The 17,978-nt window shown below is 63.2% G+C and carries 17 protein-coding genes; 6 read left to right on the forward strand and 11 right to left on the reverse strand.

Features of this window, described 5'->3' with window-relative positions; translation table 11 throughout:
- Window positions 1-298 precede the first annotated feature (298 nt).
- On the forward strand, window positions 299-1,435 hold the full coding sequence (locus AC0L2A_RS08280; protein WP_473608297.1) for a DUF2865 domain-containing protein: 1,137 nt from the start codon (window positions 299-301) through the stop codon (window positions 1,433-1,435).
- Here AC0L2A_RS08280 and gltX read toward each other — a convergent pair.
- From gltX to AC0L2A_RS08300, 4 genes are all read right to left on the reverse strand, one after another.
- Window positions 1,353-2,726, reverse strand: a complete 1,374-nt coding sequence (gltX, locus tag AC0L2A_RS08285; RefSeq protein WP_473608298.1) for a glutamate--tRNA ligase — start codon at window positions 2,724-2,726, stop codon at window positions 1,353-1,355. The genes AC0L2A_RS08280 and gltX overlap by 83 nt on opposite strands.
- Before the next feature lie 197 nt (window positions 2,727-2,923).
- Window positions 2,924-4,729: an ABC transporter ATP-binding protein gene (locus tag AC0L2A_RS08290; protein ID WP_473608300.1), complete on the reverse strand. Its 1,806-nt coding sequence runs from the start codon at window positions 4,727-4,729 to the stop codon at window positions 2,924-2,926.
- Between the two features lie 520 nt (window positions 4,730-5,249).
- Window positions 5,250-6,995, reverse strand: a complete 1,746-nt coding sequence (locus AC0L2A_RS08295; RefSeq protein ID WP_473608301.1) for an NAD+ synthase — start codon at window positions 6,993-6,995, stop codon at window positions 5,250-5,252.
- Window positions 6,996-7,169: 174 nt separating this feature from the next.
- Window positions 7,170-7,883 carry a DNA-3-methyladenine glycosylase I gene (locus tag AC0L2A_RS08300; RefSeq protein WP_419693458.1) on the reverse strand — a complete coding sequence of 238 codons (714 nt, stop codon included), beginning with the start codon at window positions 7,881-7,883 and terminating at the stop codon, window positions 7,170-7,172.
- Between the two features lie 89 nt (window positions 7,884-7,972).
- Here AC0L2A_RS08300 and AC0L2A_RS08305 point away from each other — a divergent pair, with 89 nt between their 5' ends.
- Together AC0L2A_RS08305 and AC0L2A_RS08310 are read left to right on the forward strand one after the other, a co-directional pair.
- Window positions 7,973-8,536 carry a DUF1003 domain-containing protein gene (locus AC0L2A_RS08305; protein WP_473608302.1) on the forward strand — a complete coding sequence of 188 codons (564 nt, stop codon included), beginning with the start codon at window positions 7,973-7,975 and terminating at the stop codon, window positions 8,534-8,536.
- Complete coding sequence (locus tag AC0L2A_RS08310; protein WP_473608304.1) at window positions 8,533-9,120, forward strand: DedA family protein; 588 nt, start codon at window positions 8,533-8,535, stop codon at window positions 9,118-9,120. Before AC0L2A_RS08305 ends, AC0L2A_RS08310 begins: the two co-directional genes overlap by 4 nt.
- Window positions 9,121-9,123: 3 nt before the next feature.
- Here the strand turns inward: AC0L2A_RS08310 and AC0L2A_RS08315 are convergent, their stop codons facing one another.
- The 3 genes from AC0L2A_RS08315 to AC0L2A_RS08325 all read right to left on the reverse strand — a co-directional run bounded on the left by AC0L2A_RS08315 (window position 9,124) and on the right by AC0L2A_RS08325 (window position 10,677).
- Window positions 9,124-9,705: a hemerythrin domain-containing protein gene (locus AC0L2A_RS08315; protein WP_473608305.1), complete on the reverse strand. Its 582-nt coding sequence runs from the start codon at window positions 9,703-9,705 to the stop codon at window positions 9,124-9,126.
- Window positions 9,706-9,803: 98 nt separating this feature from the next.
- Entirely contained in the window at window positions 9,804-10,163 is a 360-nt protein-coding gene (locus tag AC0L2A_RS08320; RefSeq protein WP_091593617.1) for a diacylglycerol kinase, read from the reverse strand.
- A 94-nt stretch (window positions 10,164-10,257) separates the two neighbouring features.
- Window positions 10,258-10,677 (reverse strand): GFA family protein, encoded by a 420-nt coding sequence (locus tag AC0L2A_RS08325; protein ID WP_473517097.1) that lies wholly within the window; start codon window positions 10,675-10,677, stop codon window positions 10,258-10,260.
- A gap of 236 nt (window positions 10,678-10,913) precedes the next feature.
- On the opposite strand from AC0L2A_RS08325, the gene AC0L2A_RS08330 reads away from it, so the two are divergent.
- Both AC0L2A_RS08330 and AC0L2A_RS08335 read left to right on the forward strand, forming a co-directional pair.
- The gene (locus AC0L2A_RS08330) at window positions 10,914-11,288 is read left to right on the forward strand and encodes an antitoxin Xre/MbcA/ParS toxin-binding domain-containing protein (RefSeq protein ID WP_473608307.1); all 375 of its coding nucleotides are present in this window, start codon (window positions 10,914-10,916) and stop codon (window positions 11,286-11,288) included.
- Complete coding sequence (locus AC0L2A_RS08335; protein ID WP_473608308.1) at window positions 11,248-12,042, forward strand: RES family NAD+ phosphorylase; 795 nt, start codon at window positions 11,248-11,250, stop codon at window positions 12,040-12,042. The genes AC0L2A_RS08330 and AC0L2A_RS08335 overlap by 41 nt, the downstream gene beginning before the upstream one ends.
- An 11-nt stretch (window positions 12,043-12,053) precedes the next feature.
- Here AC0L2A_RS08335 and AC0L2A_RS08340 read toward each other — a convergent pair whose 3' ends face one another.
- The 4 genes from AC0L2A_RS08340 to AC0L2A_RS08355 all read right to left on the reverse strand — a co-directional run bounded on the left by AC0L2A_RS08340 (window position 12,054) and on the right by AC0L2A_RS08355 (window position 17,710).
- On the reverse strand, window positions 12,054-12,230 hold the full coding sequence (locus AC0L2A_RS08340) for a dihydrofolate reductase family protein (RefSeq protein WP_473608309.1): 177 nt from the start codon (window positions 12,228-12,230) through the stop codon (window positions 12,054-12,056).
- Window positions 12,231-12,253: 23 nt separating this feature from the next.
- A complete protein-coding gene (locus AC0L2A_RS08345; RefSeq protein ID WP_091593609.1) occupies window positions 12,254-13,627 on the reverse strand; it encodes a class II 3-deoxy-7-phosphoheptulonate synthase in 1,374 nt (457 codons plus the stop codon).
- 284 nt (window positions 13,628-13,911) lie between these two features.
- Window positions 13,912-17,409, reverse strand: a complete 3,498-nt coding sequence (mfd, locus tag AC0L2A_RS08350; protein WP_473608311.1) for a transcription-repair coupling factor — start codon at window positions 17,407-17,409, stop codon at window positions 13,912-13,914.
- Window positions 17,410-17,422: 13 nt separating this feature from the next.
- A complete protein-coding gene (locus AC0L2A_RS08355; RefSeq protein ID WP_128169001.1) occupies window positions 17,423-17,710 on the reverse strand; it encodes an FAD assembly factor SdhE in 288 nt (95 codons plus the stop codon).
- Window positions 17,711-17,802: 92 nt separating this feature from the next.
- On the opposite strand from AC0L2A_RS08355, the gene AC0L2A_RS08360 reads away from it, so the two are divergent.
- Window positions 17,803-17,967, forward strand: a complete 165-nt coding sequence (locus tag AC0L2A_RS08360; protein WP_473608312.1) for a hypothetical protein — start codon at window positions 17,803-17,805, stop codon at window positions 17,965-17,967.
- The last annotated feature ends 11 nt before the right edge of the window (window positions 17,968-17,978 follow it).

The following is a 17,978-nucleotide window of genomic DNA, read 5'->3' on the forward strand; positions in this document are numbered from 1 at the left end:
TTCAGGTCTGCGCTGCCCTCATTGCCCTGCCGGGCATTTCTCCCCGTATAGTGACGGGGAGAAAGACGCCTTCGCAAACGATTTCGCCAATCTCCAGCGTTGCAAAAAGTGTGCCGAGGTTGCGGCCAGCCCCTTCTCCCCGTCACTATACGGGGAGAAGATGCCGGCAGGCAGATGAGGGGCGGCGCCGACGTTGCATTGGTCACGCCAACAAAACCCAATTTGACGGGTAAGCTAAATAAACAGTTAACCGCGGACGCGGTAACCTTCGCAACGGACGAGGCAAGCGGAGTTCCGTATGGGCGGAGGGTGGAAGCTGACGCGCGCCGCAGCACTGCTCGGTGCCTTGGCATTGTCAGGCTTTGCCGCCACCGAACTGCAGGCCGCCTCCGGTGTTTGCCGGCAACTGGAAGCCGATCTCGCGGCCGCTTCGCGCGGTGGCGGCACCAAGCCAGCCCTGCTCAGGAAATATGACGATGCAATCGTGCGGCAGCGCCAGCAGATTTCAAAGGCCGTCAGCCAATCCAGCCGCGCCGGCTGCGGCTTTTCGCTGTCGCGCCGCAACGCCAACGCATGCGCCGCACTCGACGCCACCATCGATCGCATGGCAGCCAATCTCGACGGCTTGCAAGCTACGCGCGCTGAACTCGCCGGGGACGGCTCGCACCGCAATCGCGCACGCATATTGGCTTCGCTCGACGCCAATGGCTGCCGCGATGATGCGGCGCCGCCAAAGCCGGCACCGGGCCGCGACGCCAGCCGTGGAACCGGCGAGAAAAACTTGCTCGACCAGCTTTTGGGCAGCGACGCAATTGGACCCGGCGCGTCCGACCGGCCTGAAGAGCCCGATCAAGCCGTGGGTCCGCGCGACATCCGCACCATGCTCGATAATGCCGACGACATGGGCCAGCCGCACGGCGAATTCCGCACCATGTGCGTGCGCACCTGCGACGGCTATTTCTTCCCGATGTCGAACGCCGCCTCGCTGGGCGATTTCGAGCGCGACCAGAAGAACTGCGATTCGAGTTGCCCCGGCACCGAGATGCAGGTGTTTTATGCGCGCGGCTTTGGCGACGACTCGGGCGGCATGACGTCTTCGGTAACCGGCAGGCCCTACAGCGAGCTGCCGACCGCCTATCTCTACAAGCAGCCCGCGCGTCCGCCGGCCTGCGGCTGCAACGCCGCGCGAAATTTCGAGATCATTGCCGGCAACCCGCCAAGCCCGAAACAGGCTGCCCCTGCCGACCCCGAGAGTTTGGCCAATGTCGAAGGCCGGCTCGATCGCGAAGCCATCGAGCGCCCCGCCGCAAAACCCTCGCCGACGACCTTACCGCCACCGGAACAGCGCAAGGTCAGGGTCGTCGGGCCAACGTTCCTTCCCGACCCAGCAGCGGCAACAAATCTGCCAGCTCCGGCCCCGAGGGCTGGCCCGTAAGCGCCAGCCTGAGCGGCGTGAACAGCGCTTTGCCCTTGCGGCCGGTTGCTTCCCTGATCCTGCCGGTCCACTCCTTCCAGACCGACCCGTTCCAGGGGTCTTCCGGCAAAAGGTCGAACGCCTGGCGAAGGAACTCGCGGTCGGGGTCGGAAAAGTCCGGCTGCTCCTGCGGGCCGTCGCGAAGTGTGCGCCACCAGATTGCTGCATCGGCCAGCCTGTCGAGATTGCCGCGCACCGCCAGCCAGAAGGACTCCGCCTGTTCGCCGGAAATGCCGAGCACGATCAGCCGGTCGCGCGCCTCGGAAAACGGCATATGGTGCAGCAGCGTGCGATTGAGCACGAAGAGCTCGTCCGGATCGAATTTGGCCGGGGATTTCGATGTCGCCGCCGGATCGAAGCGCTCGGCAAGCTCAGCCATCGTCTGCACCGCGACGACGTTTTCCGAGGTGCCGACGAGCACCGCCAGCGAGGCGACCGCCATCGGCTCGATGCCGGTCTCGCGCAGGCTTTCGATGGACAGCCCGCCACTCCGCTTCGACAGGCCCTCGCCCGATGCGGTGGTCAACAGATTGTGGTGGCCGAACACCGGCGGCTCGGCACCCAGCGCCTGGAACAAGGCCAGCTGCACGCCGGTATTGGTGACGTGGTCGTCGCCGCGGATGACATGGCTGATCCCCATCTCGATGTCGTCGACCACCGAAGGGAGAGTATAGAGATAGGTGCCGTCCTCGCGCATCAGAACCGGGTCGGAAAGCGAGGCTAGGTCGACGGTTTCCTCGCCGCGCACCAGATCGTTCCAGTGGATTTCGGTGCGCTCCGGCTGCAGCGGGTCGCTGGTGAAATTGGGCAGCAGAAAGCGCCAATGCGGCCGGCGGCCGTCGGCCTGGTATTCGGCGACCTGCTCAGCCGTCAGCGTCAGCGCCTCGCGGCCGTAGACCGGCGGCAGGCCGCGCGTGCGGCGCACCTTTCGCCTGAGATCGAGCTCTTCCGGTGTTTCGTAGCAAGCATAGAGAAGGCGCGCCGCCTTCAATTTCTCCACCGCCGCATCGTAGATCTCGAAGCGCCGCGACTGGTATTCCGTGGCGTCAGGAAAGATGCCAAGCCAATGCAGGTCGTAGAGGATGGCGTCGGAGAATTCCTGCGTCGAGCGCGCGACGTCGGTGTCGTCGAAGCGCTGGATGAAGCGGCCCTTGTTGTTCATGGCGAACAGCCAGTTGAACAGCGCAGTGCGGGCATTGCCGATATGAATGCGGCCGGTGGGTGATGGGGCGAAACGGACGGTAACTGTCATGAACGGGGCGTACTCGATGGTTTTGCTGTTGACAAGACACGCCCCCGCGCTTGGCCGCAGACATAGGACATGACGAAGGCGATGAAAAGGCGGCAGCGCCGCGCGTTTTAGCGCATCGGCCCGAAAATCGGAACCGATTTGCGGAAAGCACGATCCGCAGATTCAAAGTTGTTGGACGCGCGCGGCGCTGCAAGTCGTCAGATCGCCAGCCCCTTGGTCAATTCGAGCGCCTGGCGCTCGAACAGCCGGCGGTAGATGCCGCCTTGCAGCCGGATCAGTTGATCATGCGAGCCCTCCTCGACAATGCGGCCGCGATCGAACACCAGGAGCCTGTCAAGCGCTCGCACCGTCGAAAGCCGGTGCGCGATGACCAGCGTCGTGCGGCCGACCATCAACCGCTCCATCGCCTGCTGGATCAGCACCTCCGATTCCGAATCGAGGCTCGATGTCGCCTCATCCAGAATGAGGATCCGCGCATCGGCAAGAAAGGCCCGCGCGATCGCCACCCGCTGGCGCTCGCCGCCCGATAGTTTCACGCCGCGCTCGCCGACCAGCGTGCCATAGCCTTTCGGCAGATCGACGATGAAGTCGTGCGCGCTTGCCAGCCGTGCGGCATGCTCGATCTCGGCCTGCGTCGCGCTCGGCCGGGCATAAGCGATGTTTTCGGCCAGCGACCGGTGGAACAGGATCGGCTCCTGCTGGACGATAGCGATCTGCCCGCGCAGCGACGCCTGCGCCACCCCGGAAATATCCTGGCCGTCGATCAGGATCGTTCCCGCGTTCACGTCGTAAAGCCGCTGGATCAGCTTGACGAAGGTCGTCTTGCCCGAACCCGAATGGCCGACCAGCCCGACGCGCTCGCCCGGCGCGATGTCCACCGAAAAGTCGCGATACAGCGGCAGTCGGTGGCTGCCATAATGGAAGGTGACGTTGTCGAAGCTGATGCGGCCGTCGGTGATGCGGATCGGCCTGGCGCCGGGCACATCCTCGATGCCGAGCGGCTCGAACTGGAAGTCGACCAGTTCCTCCATGTCGTTGATCGAGCGCTGCAGATTGCGGATATGCGTGCCGATATCGCGCAAATAGCCTTGCAGCACGAAGAACGAGGTCAGCACGAAGGTGACATCGCCGGCGCTCGCCTGCCCCCACGACCACAAAAGCAGCGAAAATCCGACCACCGCTGTTCGCAGAAGCAGCAGCATCGATCCTTGCGTGGTGCCGTTGACGGTGCCGCGCACCCAGGTGCGGCGCGTGCGGGCGCGCCATCTGGCGACGACCTTGGCGAGGCGCGTTTCCTCGCGTTCCTCGGCGCCAAAACCCTTGACCACGGCGTTGCAGCTCACCGCATCGGCCAGCGAGCCGCCCAGGCGCGTGTCCCAAGCATTGGCAAGCCTTGCCGCGGGCGCGACATAGCCAAGCGACAGCAGCGCCGTCACCGCGATGAACAGCGCCGAGCCTGCGGCGACGACAGCACCCATCAGCGGCCAGAACCAGCCGAGCAGCAGCGTCGAGCCGACGAGCATGACGACGGACGGCAGCAGCGCGATCAGGATCGTGTCGTTGAGCAGGTCGAGCGCCCACATGCCACGGGTTATCTTGCGCACGGTCGATCCGGCGAAGCTGTTGGCGTGCCAGTCGGTGGAGAAGCGCTGGACGCGGTGGAAGGCGTCGGCGGCGATATCCGCCATCATCTTCAGGGTCAGTTCGACGATGGCCATGAAGGCGAGGTTGCGCAGCACGACGCCGGTGAGCGCCAGCGCCACCAGCATCGAAAAGGCCGCTATCGCCGCATTCCACGCGACGTCGTCGGCCGCAGCACTGCTGGCGACGGCGTCGACCAGCCGGCCGGAATAGAGCGGCGTCAGCACGTCGGCCAAGGTCGACAGCAGGAATGTGCCCATGATGAGCGAAAGCCGCCACGGCTGGCGACGCCAATGACTGAGCGTGAAGCCAAGCACGCTGCGAAAGGCGCCGGCGCGCAAATCGATCTGAAAACGAGCCATGATGTCATTCGGGCGCAAACGAGCCCGGTCCCGGTAAGGTCGAAATTGAGAAAACCGCGTTGGGCGAATTAGTGCCCAGGAATGCGGGAGGTTCGGCATATTGGCGGCTCGCCCGAATACGGGCGCGACCGGCATCGACGAATGCCTGCTGTCAGATTGCTTGGCCGTGAAGCTGAAAAACCTTCCGGCGCGCCCTCTGAGACCTAGGCTTCGCGGCCTCGCATAACGATGTCAAATCCTGGCATTCGGTCCTCCCGTTAGAGCGACGTGCGTCCATTCGGACGCACAAAGTACGCTCCAACTTCTTGAATCTGCCCATCGTGCTTCTGAAAATCGATTCCGATTTTCAGGCCGATGCGTAGGGATCGCGGAGACGCCTTTATAGAGACGCGTCAACGCCGCGCCAAGCCAGCAGGTTGCCGAAAGTGCATCTGGTCCAACTGGTGAGGCGATTTTGCAACAATCGCGGGTTGTGCACTTCCTCGCGGCAGCCATTTTCACAGCAGCAAAAAACGGCGATCTATCCGCCGTCCCTGAACCGGTTGGTGATGGGATAACGGCGGTCGCGGCCGAAATTCTTTTTGGTGATCTTGACACCCGGCGCCGCCTGCCGGCGCTTGTATTCGGCAATGTAGAGCAGGTGCTCGATGCGCGTCACCGTTGCCCGGTCGTGGCCGCGGGCGACGATCTCGTCGACACCCATCTCGTTCTCGACCAGACACTCCAATATGTCGTCCAGCACCGGATAGGGCGGCAGCGAATCCTGATCCGTCTGGTTCTCGCGCAGTTCCGCCGACGGCGCCTTGTCGATGATGTTGTTCGGGATCACCTCGCCGGATGGGCCCAGCGCACCCGGCGGCACATGCGTATTGCGCCAGCGCGCCAGCGCATAGACCTGCATCTTGTAGAGGTCTTTTATCGGGTTGAAGCCGCCATTCATGTCGCCGTAGAGCGTGGCGTAGCCGACCGACATCTCGCTCTTATTGCCGGTGGTGACCACCATCGAGCCGAACTTGTTGGAGATCGCCATCAAAATGGTGCCGCGCGCGCGGCTCTGCAGGTTTTCTTCGGTGATGCCTTCCTTTGTTCCCTCGAAAAGCTGCGTCAGCGTATGCAGGAATCCCTCGACCGGCTCGAAGATCGGCACGATGTCGTAACGGCAGCCGAGCGCGCGAGCGCAATCCTCGGCGTCTTTGAGCGAGTCCTTCGAGGTGTAGCGGTAAGGCATCATCACGGCGCGCAGCCGCTCCTCGCCGAGCGCATCGACGGCAAGTGCGGCGCAGATCGCCGAATCGATGCCGCCGGAAAGACCGAGCACGACATTCCTGAAACCGTTCTTGTTGACGTAGTCGCGCAGGCCCAGCATGCAGGCGCGGTAATCGGCCTCCTCCTTTTCCGGGATTTTCGACATCGGTCCTTCGGAGCAGACCCAGCCATCAGGACCATTTCCAAGTTGCGCGCCTGCGGCGGCGTTATTTCTACTTTGCGCGCCTGCGGCGGCGCGGTTGCGCTTCCAGGTGGTGACGTTGACCGTTTCCTCGAACTGGCTCATCTGGAAGGCCAGCGTCTTGTCGGCGCCGATGGCAAACGACGCGCCGTCGAAGATCAGCTCGTCCTGGCCGCCAAGCTGATTGGCGTAGATGATCGGCAACCCGCATTCGATGACCTGGCGGATGACAATCTGGTGGCGAACATCGACCTTGCCGCGATAATAGGGCGAGCCGTTCGGTACCAGCAGGATTTCAGCACCGCTTTCGGCCAGCGTCTCGCAGACGCCGACATCGCCCCAAATATCTTCGCAGATCGGAATCCCCAGGCGCACGCCGCGGAAATTGACCGGCCCCTGGATTTCAGGGCCCGCCTGGAAGACGCGCTTCTCGTCGAATTCGCCGTAGTTCGGCAGATCGAGCTTGTAGCGCTCGGCAAGGATCTTGCCGCCATCAGCAAAGATGATCGAATTGTGCGTGCCGCTCTTGCGCTTCAGCGGCGTGCCGATGATGACGCCAGGCCCGCCATCGGCAGTATCGCCAGCGAAATCCTGCGCCGCCCGCTCGCAGGCCTTCAGGAACGCCGGTTTCAGCACCAGGTCTTCGGGCGGATACCCAGCAAGGAAAAGCTCGGTGAACAGCACGATGTCGGCGCCCTGGCGAGCGGCATCCGCCCTCGCCTCGCGCGCCTTGGCGAGATTGCCGGCGACATCGCCAACCGTTGGATTGAGCTGGGCGACGGCGATGCGCAATATGTCGGAAGCGGTCTTGTCGGTCATGCCTGCTGACTTAGCGCGACAGAATTGGCCGGGCAATGGCGTTTGCTTGGACCACCCCGGACCGAATGACCTATGTCATTCGTGTCCAGACCGAATGACCTAGGTCATTCGTGTCAGACCGTATGACACAGGTCATTCGTAAGACCGATCGGACCGCCGGATCCCGATCGCGTCCTATTCGCCCATATATTCGCGCAGTGCCTGCGGCGAATGGTTTTCGCCGATCGACATCGCCAGGATGCGCGAAATATGCCGGCGCGGCAGCCCGGTGTCCGCCGCCCAGGCATTGATCTGGTTCTGGATCTTGTCGAGATCGCGCTTCGAGGTCGGGTGTTCGGCGATGTCCAGGCCGGCGTCGCGCAGTGCGGCCGCCATGTCGCCTGAGATGATGAAGGCGTCCCACTCCAGCCACCTCAAAAAATACTGGCCGGTATTGCCGCCGAGCCGGCTGCCATGCTTGCCGAGATAGGCCATCAGTCCAACCTGGTCGTCTTCTGGCCAGTCGGCGAGGAACCTGCCAAAGCCGCCGTGCTCCTTCGACACAAGCTCGACGAAAGCCGCGTTGTCGCGAACCGCCTTGATCTTCTGCGGATTGCGCACGATGCGCTCGTCGGCCGTCAGCTCGTGCCAGAAATCGTCAGGCTGGAACAACAGCCGCTTCGGCTCGAAGCCGAGAAACGCTTGTTCGAAACCCGGCCATTTCTGCTCGATGACGCGCCAGACGAAACCGGCGGCAAAAACACGCTCGGCCATCGTCGACAGGATGCGGTCATCGCTAATGTCAGCCACCGCGGCATTGTCGGGCATCGGCCCCAGCAGCGATGCCAGCACCGCTTCCCCGCCCTTGCGTTTGGCCGCGCGGGCGCGGATTTTCTGAAAATCCATCATTGTTTCCTCACCCTGTCGCGTCAATCTACCACTTCCCGCGCGAACCGGCAGCCTCTAGGTCTAAGCGGACGCTGACGACGGAGGCGACAATGAACAAGACGATCGAAGATCTGGCTAACCGCTGGCTGCGGCGAAGGCCGGATGGCCTAAGCCAGGTCGAGAGCCAGGTGCTGCAAAGCACGCTCGAACGCACCACGATCGCGAAGGACACCAACAAGGCCGTCGCTTTTCACCAGACGTTTGGCGACCGCCTCGCCGATACCATCGCCCGGATCGGCGGTTCGTGGTCCTTCATCCTGGTCTTCATCGCCTTCCTGATCCTGTGGACGTCAGGCAATGCCTGGCTTTTGTCGCGCGACGCCTTCGATCCCTATCCCTTCATCTTCCTCAACCTTATCCTGTCGATGGTCGCTGCGCTGCAGGCGCCGGTGATCATGATGGCGCAGAACCGCCAGGCCGAGCGCGACCGCATCGACGCCGCCCACGACTACGAGGTCAATCTCAAGGCCGAGATCGAGATCATGGCGCTGCATGAGAAGCTGGACGAACTGCGCCACTGCCAGATCGTTGGCATGCGCGACGAGATCGCGCAACTGGCCGAACAGGTGAAGCGGATCGACGATATCCTGTCGAAGCAGCGGACGCCTTCATGACGGATGCCATCCACAACCTCATCGAGCAATACGGGCTGATTGCCGTCTTCCTGGGCTGTGTCGCCGAGGGCGAAAGTGCCGCCCTCCTCGGCGGGTTTTTCGCGCATCAGCATGTTTTCGTCCTGTGGCAGGCGTTCCTGGCGGCGGCCATCGGCGCCTTTGCCGGCGACAGCTGTTTCTTTATCCTCGGACGAAGCTTCGCCGACCATCCGTTCGTGGTCAAACTGAAGGGCCGACCGGGTTTCAGCCACGCCTATCGTCTTGTCTCCACCCATCCCGACATTTTCGTGCTGACGAACCGCTTTATCTATGGCCTGCGCCTTGTCGGCGGCATCGCGGCCGGATTGTCCGGCATTGCCGTGACGCGCTTTGTCATTCTCAACGCCATTTCATCGATGGTCTGGGCCGGATTGTTCACCACCATCGGCTATGTGTTCGGGCTGGGCGCGGAGCGCATCGTCGGCCAGGCGTTGGTCCGTCACGAGCGATTGTTGATCGCCCTGGCGATTGGCCTGGCAGCAGCGATCCTCGCCTGGTTCATCGCTCATACCATTGCCAAGAAGGAGCGTAGCAAGGCGACGTGATGATCAGTCGATGCCGAGCGCCCGGTCGCCGCGATCAAGGATCAGCGGGATGATCAGGTCTTCCTCGTCGGCAAGGTGCCGGGTCAGCATGGCGATCAGCCGGCTGTTCTCGTCGGCATAGGCATCGGCGGCAAAGCGCTGCTTGTCCTCGCTCTCGCTTAGCGTGCGGATGAAAGCGTTTGCCGCCTCGGCATTGCGCTCCAGCCCTTCATGGATCGTATGATGATCGGCATCGAGAATCTCGAAGCCGCGCTTCAGCCGGGTCTCGGCCTTGGCGAAGACCGGAAAATAATGGATATCCTCGACATTATGGTGGCCGTCGAGGTGCCCAAGAAAATGGTTGAGCCGCGGCGCGAACCAGCCCGCGAACTCCGGCGCCGTCAGCCTGCCGTCGCGATAGTCGTCAGTGCCGTTGGTCAGCATGCCGCCGAGCTCGCGGAACATGTCGTGCCGCTGCAGCCACATAGTGGCGATGCCATGGATATTGGCGTGGCCCTGCCATACCTCGCGCGGGTATTTTTCAGCCAGCCAGCGCAAATCGTCCGGCAGGCCTGCGCGTTCGAGCAGCAGGGAATCGGCGGTCATGTCGGTCTCCTCAGACCATGATCCCGGAAAGTGGATACCGGTTTTCGGAACAGATCATGGGATCAGGTTGTGGTGACCGGCATGTAGGGGTTTGCTGGCTAGATCGGTAGCCCCATAATTCGCTCGATGATGGCTATGCCCCAGACGCCGGCAACGATCACCACCGAAATCAGCACCGCCAGCGAACCGCAGTCCTTGGCGAGCTGGATATCTACGTTGAACTCCCGGCTGAACGCATCGCATGCGGCCTCGATGCCGGTGTTCAGCACTTCGACCATGATCAGCAGCAGCACCGCGCCGATCAGCAGCGCATAGCCGCGCCACGACACCGAAACAAACCAGCCGAGCGGCAGCGCCAGCACGAGCAGCATCAGCTCCTGCTGGAAGGCTTTTTCGCTGGAAGCCAATTTGCGAAATGCCCGCACTGAATTGTAGAAAGCATCGATCAGCCGCTGCATGCCAAACCTTTCCGAATCACCGGCAGGGGATAGCGCAATGGCCGGATCAAGGGAATAAGGCGATCGCTGCAAAAATCATTTGCCGGCGAGCTTGTCACTCATCGGCGACCTTGATCGACGACGTCGACTTTTCGAACTGCGGCAGCCCATCGTCGATCATGTAGTAGTCGCCCTTGTCGCCGACGAATATGTGGCATTGGCCCTGAAGTCCGGTGGGCTTGTCGAACAGTCCGGCGAGAACCGAAACATATTCATCATCCTGCGGCTTCCAGAACAGCAACGAGCCGCATGTCTTGCAGAAACCGCGCCTGGCAAACGACGATGCTTGGTACCAGGTGATGCTTTCCGCGCCCATAATCGTGATGTCTGCGTTGGCAACATTGGTTGCAGCATAGAAATGCCCGCTCTGCTTCCGGCATTGCGAGCAGTGGCAGTAGATGACGCCGCGCAAGGCCCCTCGCGTCTTGAACCGCACAGCCCCGCACAGGCAAGAGCCGCTATGTGTGTTATCCATCTCGGGCCTCCCGGCGCAGCCGTGATCCTCGGCGTCCCTTGCCAGGATTCCAGTTTTGCAGCGGCCGTGCTCAAGCGAATGCGACATTCGACGGGCGTGTTTCGCACAGCACGGCTTGGACAAAGCGGCAGGCCGCGCCAACAGCCTCTCGACGGTCCGCCAATTGTTAAAGCAATATCTTTCCATATGAATTTTTGTGCGCTATATTTTCATCAGAAAGGAGACGCTGCCCGACAATGCAACCCAGTCTCGCCGCCAACACGGCCGAAAATGCGGTGCTGACCAAGGCGACGCTGCGCGCCGCCGACCTGTTGGACATTACCGCCAGGATGCTGGCCTCCATCATCGGGGTTTCGGAAGCCACGGTTTCGCGCATGCGCAGGCAGGAATTCCTGCTGGAGCGTGGAACCAAGCCGTTCGAGCTTGCCGTGCTGTTCGTCCGCCTGTTCCGCTCGCTCGACGCCATTGTCGGCGGCGACGAGACCGTCGCCCGGGCATGGCTGAAGAATGCCAACACGGCCTTCGATGGCACCCCGCTCGAAAAAATCGTGACGATATCAGGGCTTGTCGATGTCATCGCCTATCTGGACTCCCGACGCGCTCTCGTCTGAAGCCGCCAAACGAGGTGGCAAGCATGGGCTCGGGCTCGACGACAAATACTGGCGCATGGTCGAGGCACAGCACCGCGTCTCGACATTGAAAGTCGTTGACACGCTCGACGAGCAGGCCATCCTCGAAGACCTGATCGAGGAAACCAAGCCGCAAATCCCCTTGGAATGCCGGCATCTGCATTATCTCCTGGCAACGCCCTTCCGCTACGGCTCGATCTATCCGCACGGTTCGCGCTTCCGCCGCGCCGGCAGGACCAAGGGCGTCTACTATGCGGCGGAAACCATTATGACCGCCGTCTCTGAGATGGCTTTTTACCGCCTGCTGTTCTTCGCCGAATCGCCGGCTACGCCGTGGCCACGCGACGCCGCCGAATACACCGCCTTCGCCGCAGCGATACGCAGCACAAAGGTGATCGACCTGACGCGGCCGCCGCTCGACCGCGACGCAGCGGCGTGGACGCACCCGACCGACTATGCGGCCTGCCAAAATATTGCTGATGTCGCGCGCGAAGCCGGGCTGGAGGCGATCCGCTATCGCTCCGTGCGCGACCCGAAAGGCGCTAATGTGGCGCTGCTGGCATGCAGCGGCTTTGCCAAGCCGAAACCGCTGGAACCCCACACCTGGCGCATCAGGCTGGGCGCCTTCGGCGTGCAGGCGATCTGCGAGTTCCCGCAAAACCGGATCGAGTTTTCCAGGACGGCGTTTGCCGCCGATCCCCGGCTCAACGGACTGCGCTGGGAGCGCGGCCGCTAGCCGGATCCTGGCTAAAAACCGGCGGGTGCGTAGCGCAGCAGCGTCACGCCCTGGGTTAGGCTTTCCTTACCAAGCGGCTTCAAGGTCAGCGACAGGTCGGACTGGGAATACGGCTTGCCACCGCCTAGCACGACCGGGTGGATGTAGAGCCGGTACTCGTCGATCAGACCGGAGCGTGCGAGATGCAAGACCTAATCGATGACGACTGAAATCAGCCGTTGACGGCCTGCTTGTGCTGAACCGGGTGGCTCTTCTTGAGCAGGTCCGAGACCAGGAACGCCAGTTCGATCGCCTGGTCGGCGTTGAGGCGCGGGTCGCAATGGGTGTGGTAGCGGTCCTGCAATTCCTCGGCGGTGATGGCGCGGGCGCCACCGGTGCATTCGGTGACGTTCTTGCCGGTCATCTCGATATGGATGCCGCCCGGATGCGTGCCTTCGGCGCGATGCACCTCGAAGAAGCTCTGCACTTCCTTCAGGATGCGGTCGAACGGCCGTGTCTTGTAGCCGGCGGCCTCGATCGTGTTGCCATGCATCGGGTCCGACGACCACACCACGCTGCGACCTTCCTTCTGCACTGCGCGCACCAGCTTCGGCAGATGCTCGGCGACCTTGTCGGAGCCGAAGCGCGCGATCAGCGTCAGCCGGCCGGGCTCGTTTTCCGGATTGAGCAGGTCGATGAGCTGCAACAAGCCGTCCGGCGTCAGCGACGGGCCGCATTTCAGGCCCAGCGGGTTCTTGATGCCACGGCAGTATTCGACATGGGCATGGTCGGGCTGGCGGGTGCGATCGCCGATCCAGATCATGTGGCCGGAGGTTGCATACCAGTCGCCCGAGGTCGAATCGACGCGGGTCAGCGCCTCCTCGTAGCCGAGCAGCAGCGCCTCGTGGCTGGTGTAGAAGTCGGTCTCGCGCAGCGCGTAATTGGTCTCCGAGGTGATGCCGACAGCCTTCATGAAGTCCATTGTCTCGGTGATGCGGTTGGCGAGCGACTCGTATTTCTCGCCCTGCGGGCTGTCGGACACGAAGCCGAGCATCCATTGATGCACGTTCTCCAGGCTGGCGTAGCCGCCCTGCGCAAAAGCGCGCAACAGGTTGAGCGTCGCCGCCGACTGGCGGTAGGCCATCTCCTGGCGTGCGGGATCGGGAATGCGTGACTTGGCGTCGAACTCGATGCCGTTGATGATGTCGCCGCGATAGCTGGGCAGGGTCACGCCGCCCTTGGTCTCGGCGTCCGACGAGCGCGGCTTGGCGAACTGGCCGGCAACACGGCCGACCTTCACCACCGGCTGCGCGCCGGCGAAGGTCAGCACCACGGACATCTGCAAGAAGACGCGGAAGAAGTCGCGGATGTTGTCCGCGCCATGTTCGGCAAAACTCTCGGCGCAATCGCCGCCCTGCAGAAGGAATGCGTCACCGGCAGCGACGGTCGCAAGCTGCTTCTTCAGCTTGCGTGCCTCACCTGCAAAAACCAGCGGTGGAAAGGTGGCGAGCTGGGCTTCCGTGTTCTTCAGAGCGGCAAGATCCGGATAGGCAGGAACCTGCTGGATCGGCTTTGCTCTCCACGAATTCGGCGACCATTTCGTCATCGTTGCACCCAAAATTCTTTCCAGCGGGTGCTGTCGCCCGCCATTTCGCCCCAATATGGGGATCGCGGCTCCATACACGAAGCCGATTTCCTATTCTAGACCGGAATTTCGGTGGTGGCGAATGGCGCAAGCTCGCCGCCTGTCTTTCCTTCTCCCCTTGTGGGAGAAGGTGGATTGGCGCGCAGCGCCAAGACGAATGAGGGGTGTTGGCCGGAGCGCGGTTTTGCCAAGCTTCGCGGCCACCTTCTCCCACAAGGGGAGAAGGGGGAGCCGGCTGAGCCGCGCTAAGCCGCCTTCTCCACCAGCCTTGCCAGCTGCGTCATGACGACCGCTGAACCGGCCAGCCGCTTTTCAGGTGTCGGCCAGTCGCGGACGAAAACGACGCTGTGGTCCGGCCGGATCTTGGCCAGCGAACCCTGCTCGCCGATGAAGGTGACCAGCCCGACGGGGTTGGAGAACTCGCGCTTGCGGAAATGGATGACGACGCCCTTTGGTCCGGCATCGAGCTTTTCGACATTGGCCTTGCGACACAGCGCCTTGATGAAGACGATCTTCAAGAGATGCTTCACTTCCTCCGGCAGCGGTCCGAAGCGGTCAATCAGCTCGGCGCCGAAAGCGTCGATCTCCTCGGTGTTTTCGAGATCGCCGAGGCGGCGGTAGAGCGCCAGCCGCAGCTGCAGGTCCGGAACATAGTTTTCGGGGATCATCACCGCCGTGCCGACGGCGATCTGCGGCGACCAGCCGCCATCCTGCACCTCGCCGGAATCCTTGACCTCGGCGACGGCCTCTTCCAGCATCTGCTGGTAGAGCTCGAAGCCGACCTCCTTGATGTGGCCGGACTGCTCTTCGCCGAGAAGATTGCCGGCACCTCGGATGTCGAGATCGTGGCTGGCGAGCTGGAAACCGGCGCCGAGCGTGTCGAGCGACTGCAGCACCTTCAGCCGGCGCTCGGCGGTATCGGTCAGCTTGCGGTTGGCCGGCAGCGTGAACAGCGCATAGGCGCGCACCTTGGAGCGGCCGACGCGGCCGCGCAGCTGGTAGAGCTGCGACAGGCCGAACATGTCGGCGCGATGCACGATCAGCGTGTTGGCGGTCGGGATATCGAGGCCGGATTCGACGATGGTGGTCGACAACAGCACATCGTACTGGCCGTCGTAGAAGGCGTTCATGATGTCGTCGAGCTCGCCGGGCGGCATCTGGCCGTGAGCGACAGCCACCTTTAGTTCGGGCACGGATTCACGAAGGAAATCATGAATTTCCGCCAGATCGCTGATGCGTGGCACGACATAGAAGGAATGACCGCCGCGGTAGCGTTCCCGCAGCAGGGTCTCGCGAATGACCAGCGGGTCGAAAGGCGAGATGAAGGTGCGCACCGCCAGGCGGTCGACCGGCGGCGTGGCGATCAGCGACAGTTCGCGCACCCCGGTCAATGCCAGTTGCAGCGTGCGCGGGATCGGCGTTGCCGACAGCGTCAGCACATGCACGTCGCTCTTCAAGTCCTTCAGCCGCTCCTTGTGCTTGACGCCAAAATGCTGTTCCTCGTCGATGATCAACAGGCCGAGATTCTTGAACGAGATCGACGAGCCGAGCAGCGCGTGAGTGCCGATGACGATGTCGACGGTGCCGTCGGCGATGCCTTTCTTGGCCTCTGCCAGTTCCTTGGCGCCGACCAGCCGCGAGGCCTGGGCGACGCGGATCGGCAGGCCGGAGAAGCGCTGCGAGAAGGTCTTGAAATGCTGGCGCGACAGCAGCGTCGTCGGCACCACCACCGCGACCTGAAAGCCTTCCATCGCCGCAATGAAGGCGGCGCGAAGTGCCACCTCGGTCTTGCCGAAGCCGACATCGCCGCAGATCAGCCGATCCATCGGCTTGCCGGCGCCCAGGTCGCCCATGACCGAATCGATCGCCGTCTGCTGGTCGTCGGTCTCCTCATAGGGAAACCGCGCGGCGAATTCGTCATAGAGACCGTCTGCCGGCACCAGCGAAGGGGCAGCGCGCATCTGCCGCTCGGCGGCGATGCGGATCAACTGTCCGGCCATGTCGAGCAGGCGTTTCTTCAGCCGCGCTTTTCTGGACTGCCAGGCGCCGCCGCCAAGCTTGTCCAATGTCGCCTCAGTCGAATCCGAGCCATAGCGCGACAACAGCTCGATGTTCTCCACCGGCAGGAACAGCCGGTCGTCGCCGGCGTAATGGATTTCGAGGCAATCATGCGGCGCGCCGACCGCCTCGATGGTGCGCAGCCCGATGAAGCGGCCAATACCGTGGTCGCTATGGACGACGATGTCGCCGGAGGACAAAGCCGAGGCCTCGGCGATGAAATCGGAAGGGCGCTTCTTGCGCTTCGAGCGACGGATGAGCCGGTCGCCCAGAATGTCCTGCTCGGCGACGACGACCAGTTTCTCGGTCTCGAAGCCGGATTCGAGCGGCAGCACGGCAAGTCCCGCCTGTCCCGGTTCGAGCTTTTCCGCCTCGGCCAGCGTAGCCACCGGCTCGAGGTTGCCGAGATGATGCTCGGCCAGGATCTGGCCGAGCCGGTCGAGCGAACCTTCGGTCCAGCCGGCGACGACGACGCGGCGGCGGGCGGCGCGCTCGTCGCCAATGTGTTTTACAACGACGTCGAAGACGTTGACGTTGGGGTCGGCGCGTTCCTCGACGAAGCTGCGGCCGTGCCGCGACCCGGCATGGTAGATTTTCCTGGCGCCGGCGTCGGGCGCGTCGAACGGCGTAAAGTCGATCGCCTCGCGCGGGCCAAGCGAGGCGATGAGGTTTTCCGGCGACAGATAAAGCAGGTCGGGCGGCACCGGCTTGTAGGGGACGGCGTCCTTCAGCGCGCCGTCGGCCTGCTTCCTGCGCGCCTCGTAATGGTCGAGGATCAGCGCATGGCGCTCGGCCAGTGCCTCATGCGCCAGATGGTCGAACACGACAGGCGTGTCCGGCAGATAGTCGAACACCGTCTCCAGCCGCTCGTAGAAGAACGGCAGCCAGTGCTCCATGCCGGCAAAACGCCGTCCCTCGCTGACCGCCGCATAGAGCCCATCGTCACGCGAGGGCGCGCCAAAAGCGTCGATGTAGGAGCGGCGGAAGCGGCTGATGGTCTCCGGCGTCAGCGCGACTTCGCTCATCGCCTGCAGCGCCATCGACTTGCGCTGGCCGGTGGTGCGCTGCGTGGCGGCGTCGAAGACGCGGATCGATTCCAGCGTGTCGCCGAAGAAATCGAGCCTGAGCGCTTCCGTCCAGCCCGGCGCGAACAGGTCAAGAATGCCGCCGCGCACGGCGAACTCGCCGACGCCGCGCACGGTCGGCACCCGCTCGAAGCCTGATATCTCCAGCCGCGACGCCAGTGCGTTCATGTCGATCTGGTTGCCGGGTTTGGCGTGAAATGTCTGCGCCTCGACAAGGCTTGCCGGCGGAATGCGCTGCAGCAGCGCGTTGGCAGTGGTCAGGATGACGGCGCGGTGCGGATTTTTTGCCAACGCGATCATCGCGGTGAGCGCGTCCAGTCGCCGCGCGGCTGCATCCGGGCCGGGCGAAACGCGGTCATAGGGCAGACAATCCCAGGCCGGCAGTTCGAGCACCGGCAGGCCAGGCGCGGCGAAGGAAAGCGCCTCGACGATCGAAGGCAGGCGCTGGCCGTCGCGTGCCACGAACAGCACCGGCTTGTCGGGCGCGATCTCGTGCGCGGCCTGCACCAGCGCGAAGGCTTCGTAACCGTCGGCGACTCCGTCGACGATGAACTGGCCGGCGCGGCCTTTCGGCAGGCCAATTGTGGGAATCAGGCTCATGGAATCACGTTTTTCAGAATGTCATCGCCTGGCGCGACGCCAGGATTTTTTGCAGGACGGCACAGTCGATGTCAGCCGGAATCGGCCGCTCGCCGGTGATCACGGGCAGGAATTCGGTATCGGCAATTTCGAGGAGCCTCTCATATTGGTCGAGTTCGTCGCCGGTCAAGGCGCCGATCTCGGCGTCGGCGAAACTGCCGAGAATAAGGTCCATTTCGCGCATGCCGCGATGCCAGGATCGAAACAGAAGCTTGCGGCGGCGGGCGTCGAGCCCCTCGCTTGATCGTCTCGTTCCGGTCATCGTCCAGCATCCTTGCCTGAAGCGGCGCATATAGCGTGGATAGAGCGCGGTGTCAGCCTTGCAACGGTCCGGTGGGTGTCTAACATCCCGGTGTGACATACACTCCTGACACCATCGGCCCAGGCACCCCCCGGGGGGGGGGGGGGCCCCCCCCCCCCCCCCCCCGGGCGGGGGGGGGGGGCGGCCCGCCCCCCCCCCCCCCCCCCCCCCCCCCCCCGCCCCCCCCCCCCCCGCCGGGCCGTGTATCCCCTACCTGATTGGCTGGAAT

Source organism: Mesorhizobium sp. WSM4844 (assembly GCF_055811775.1).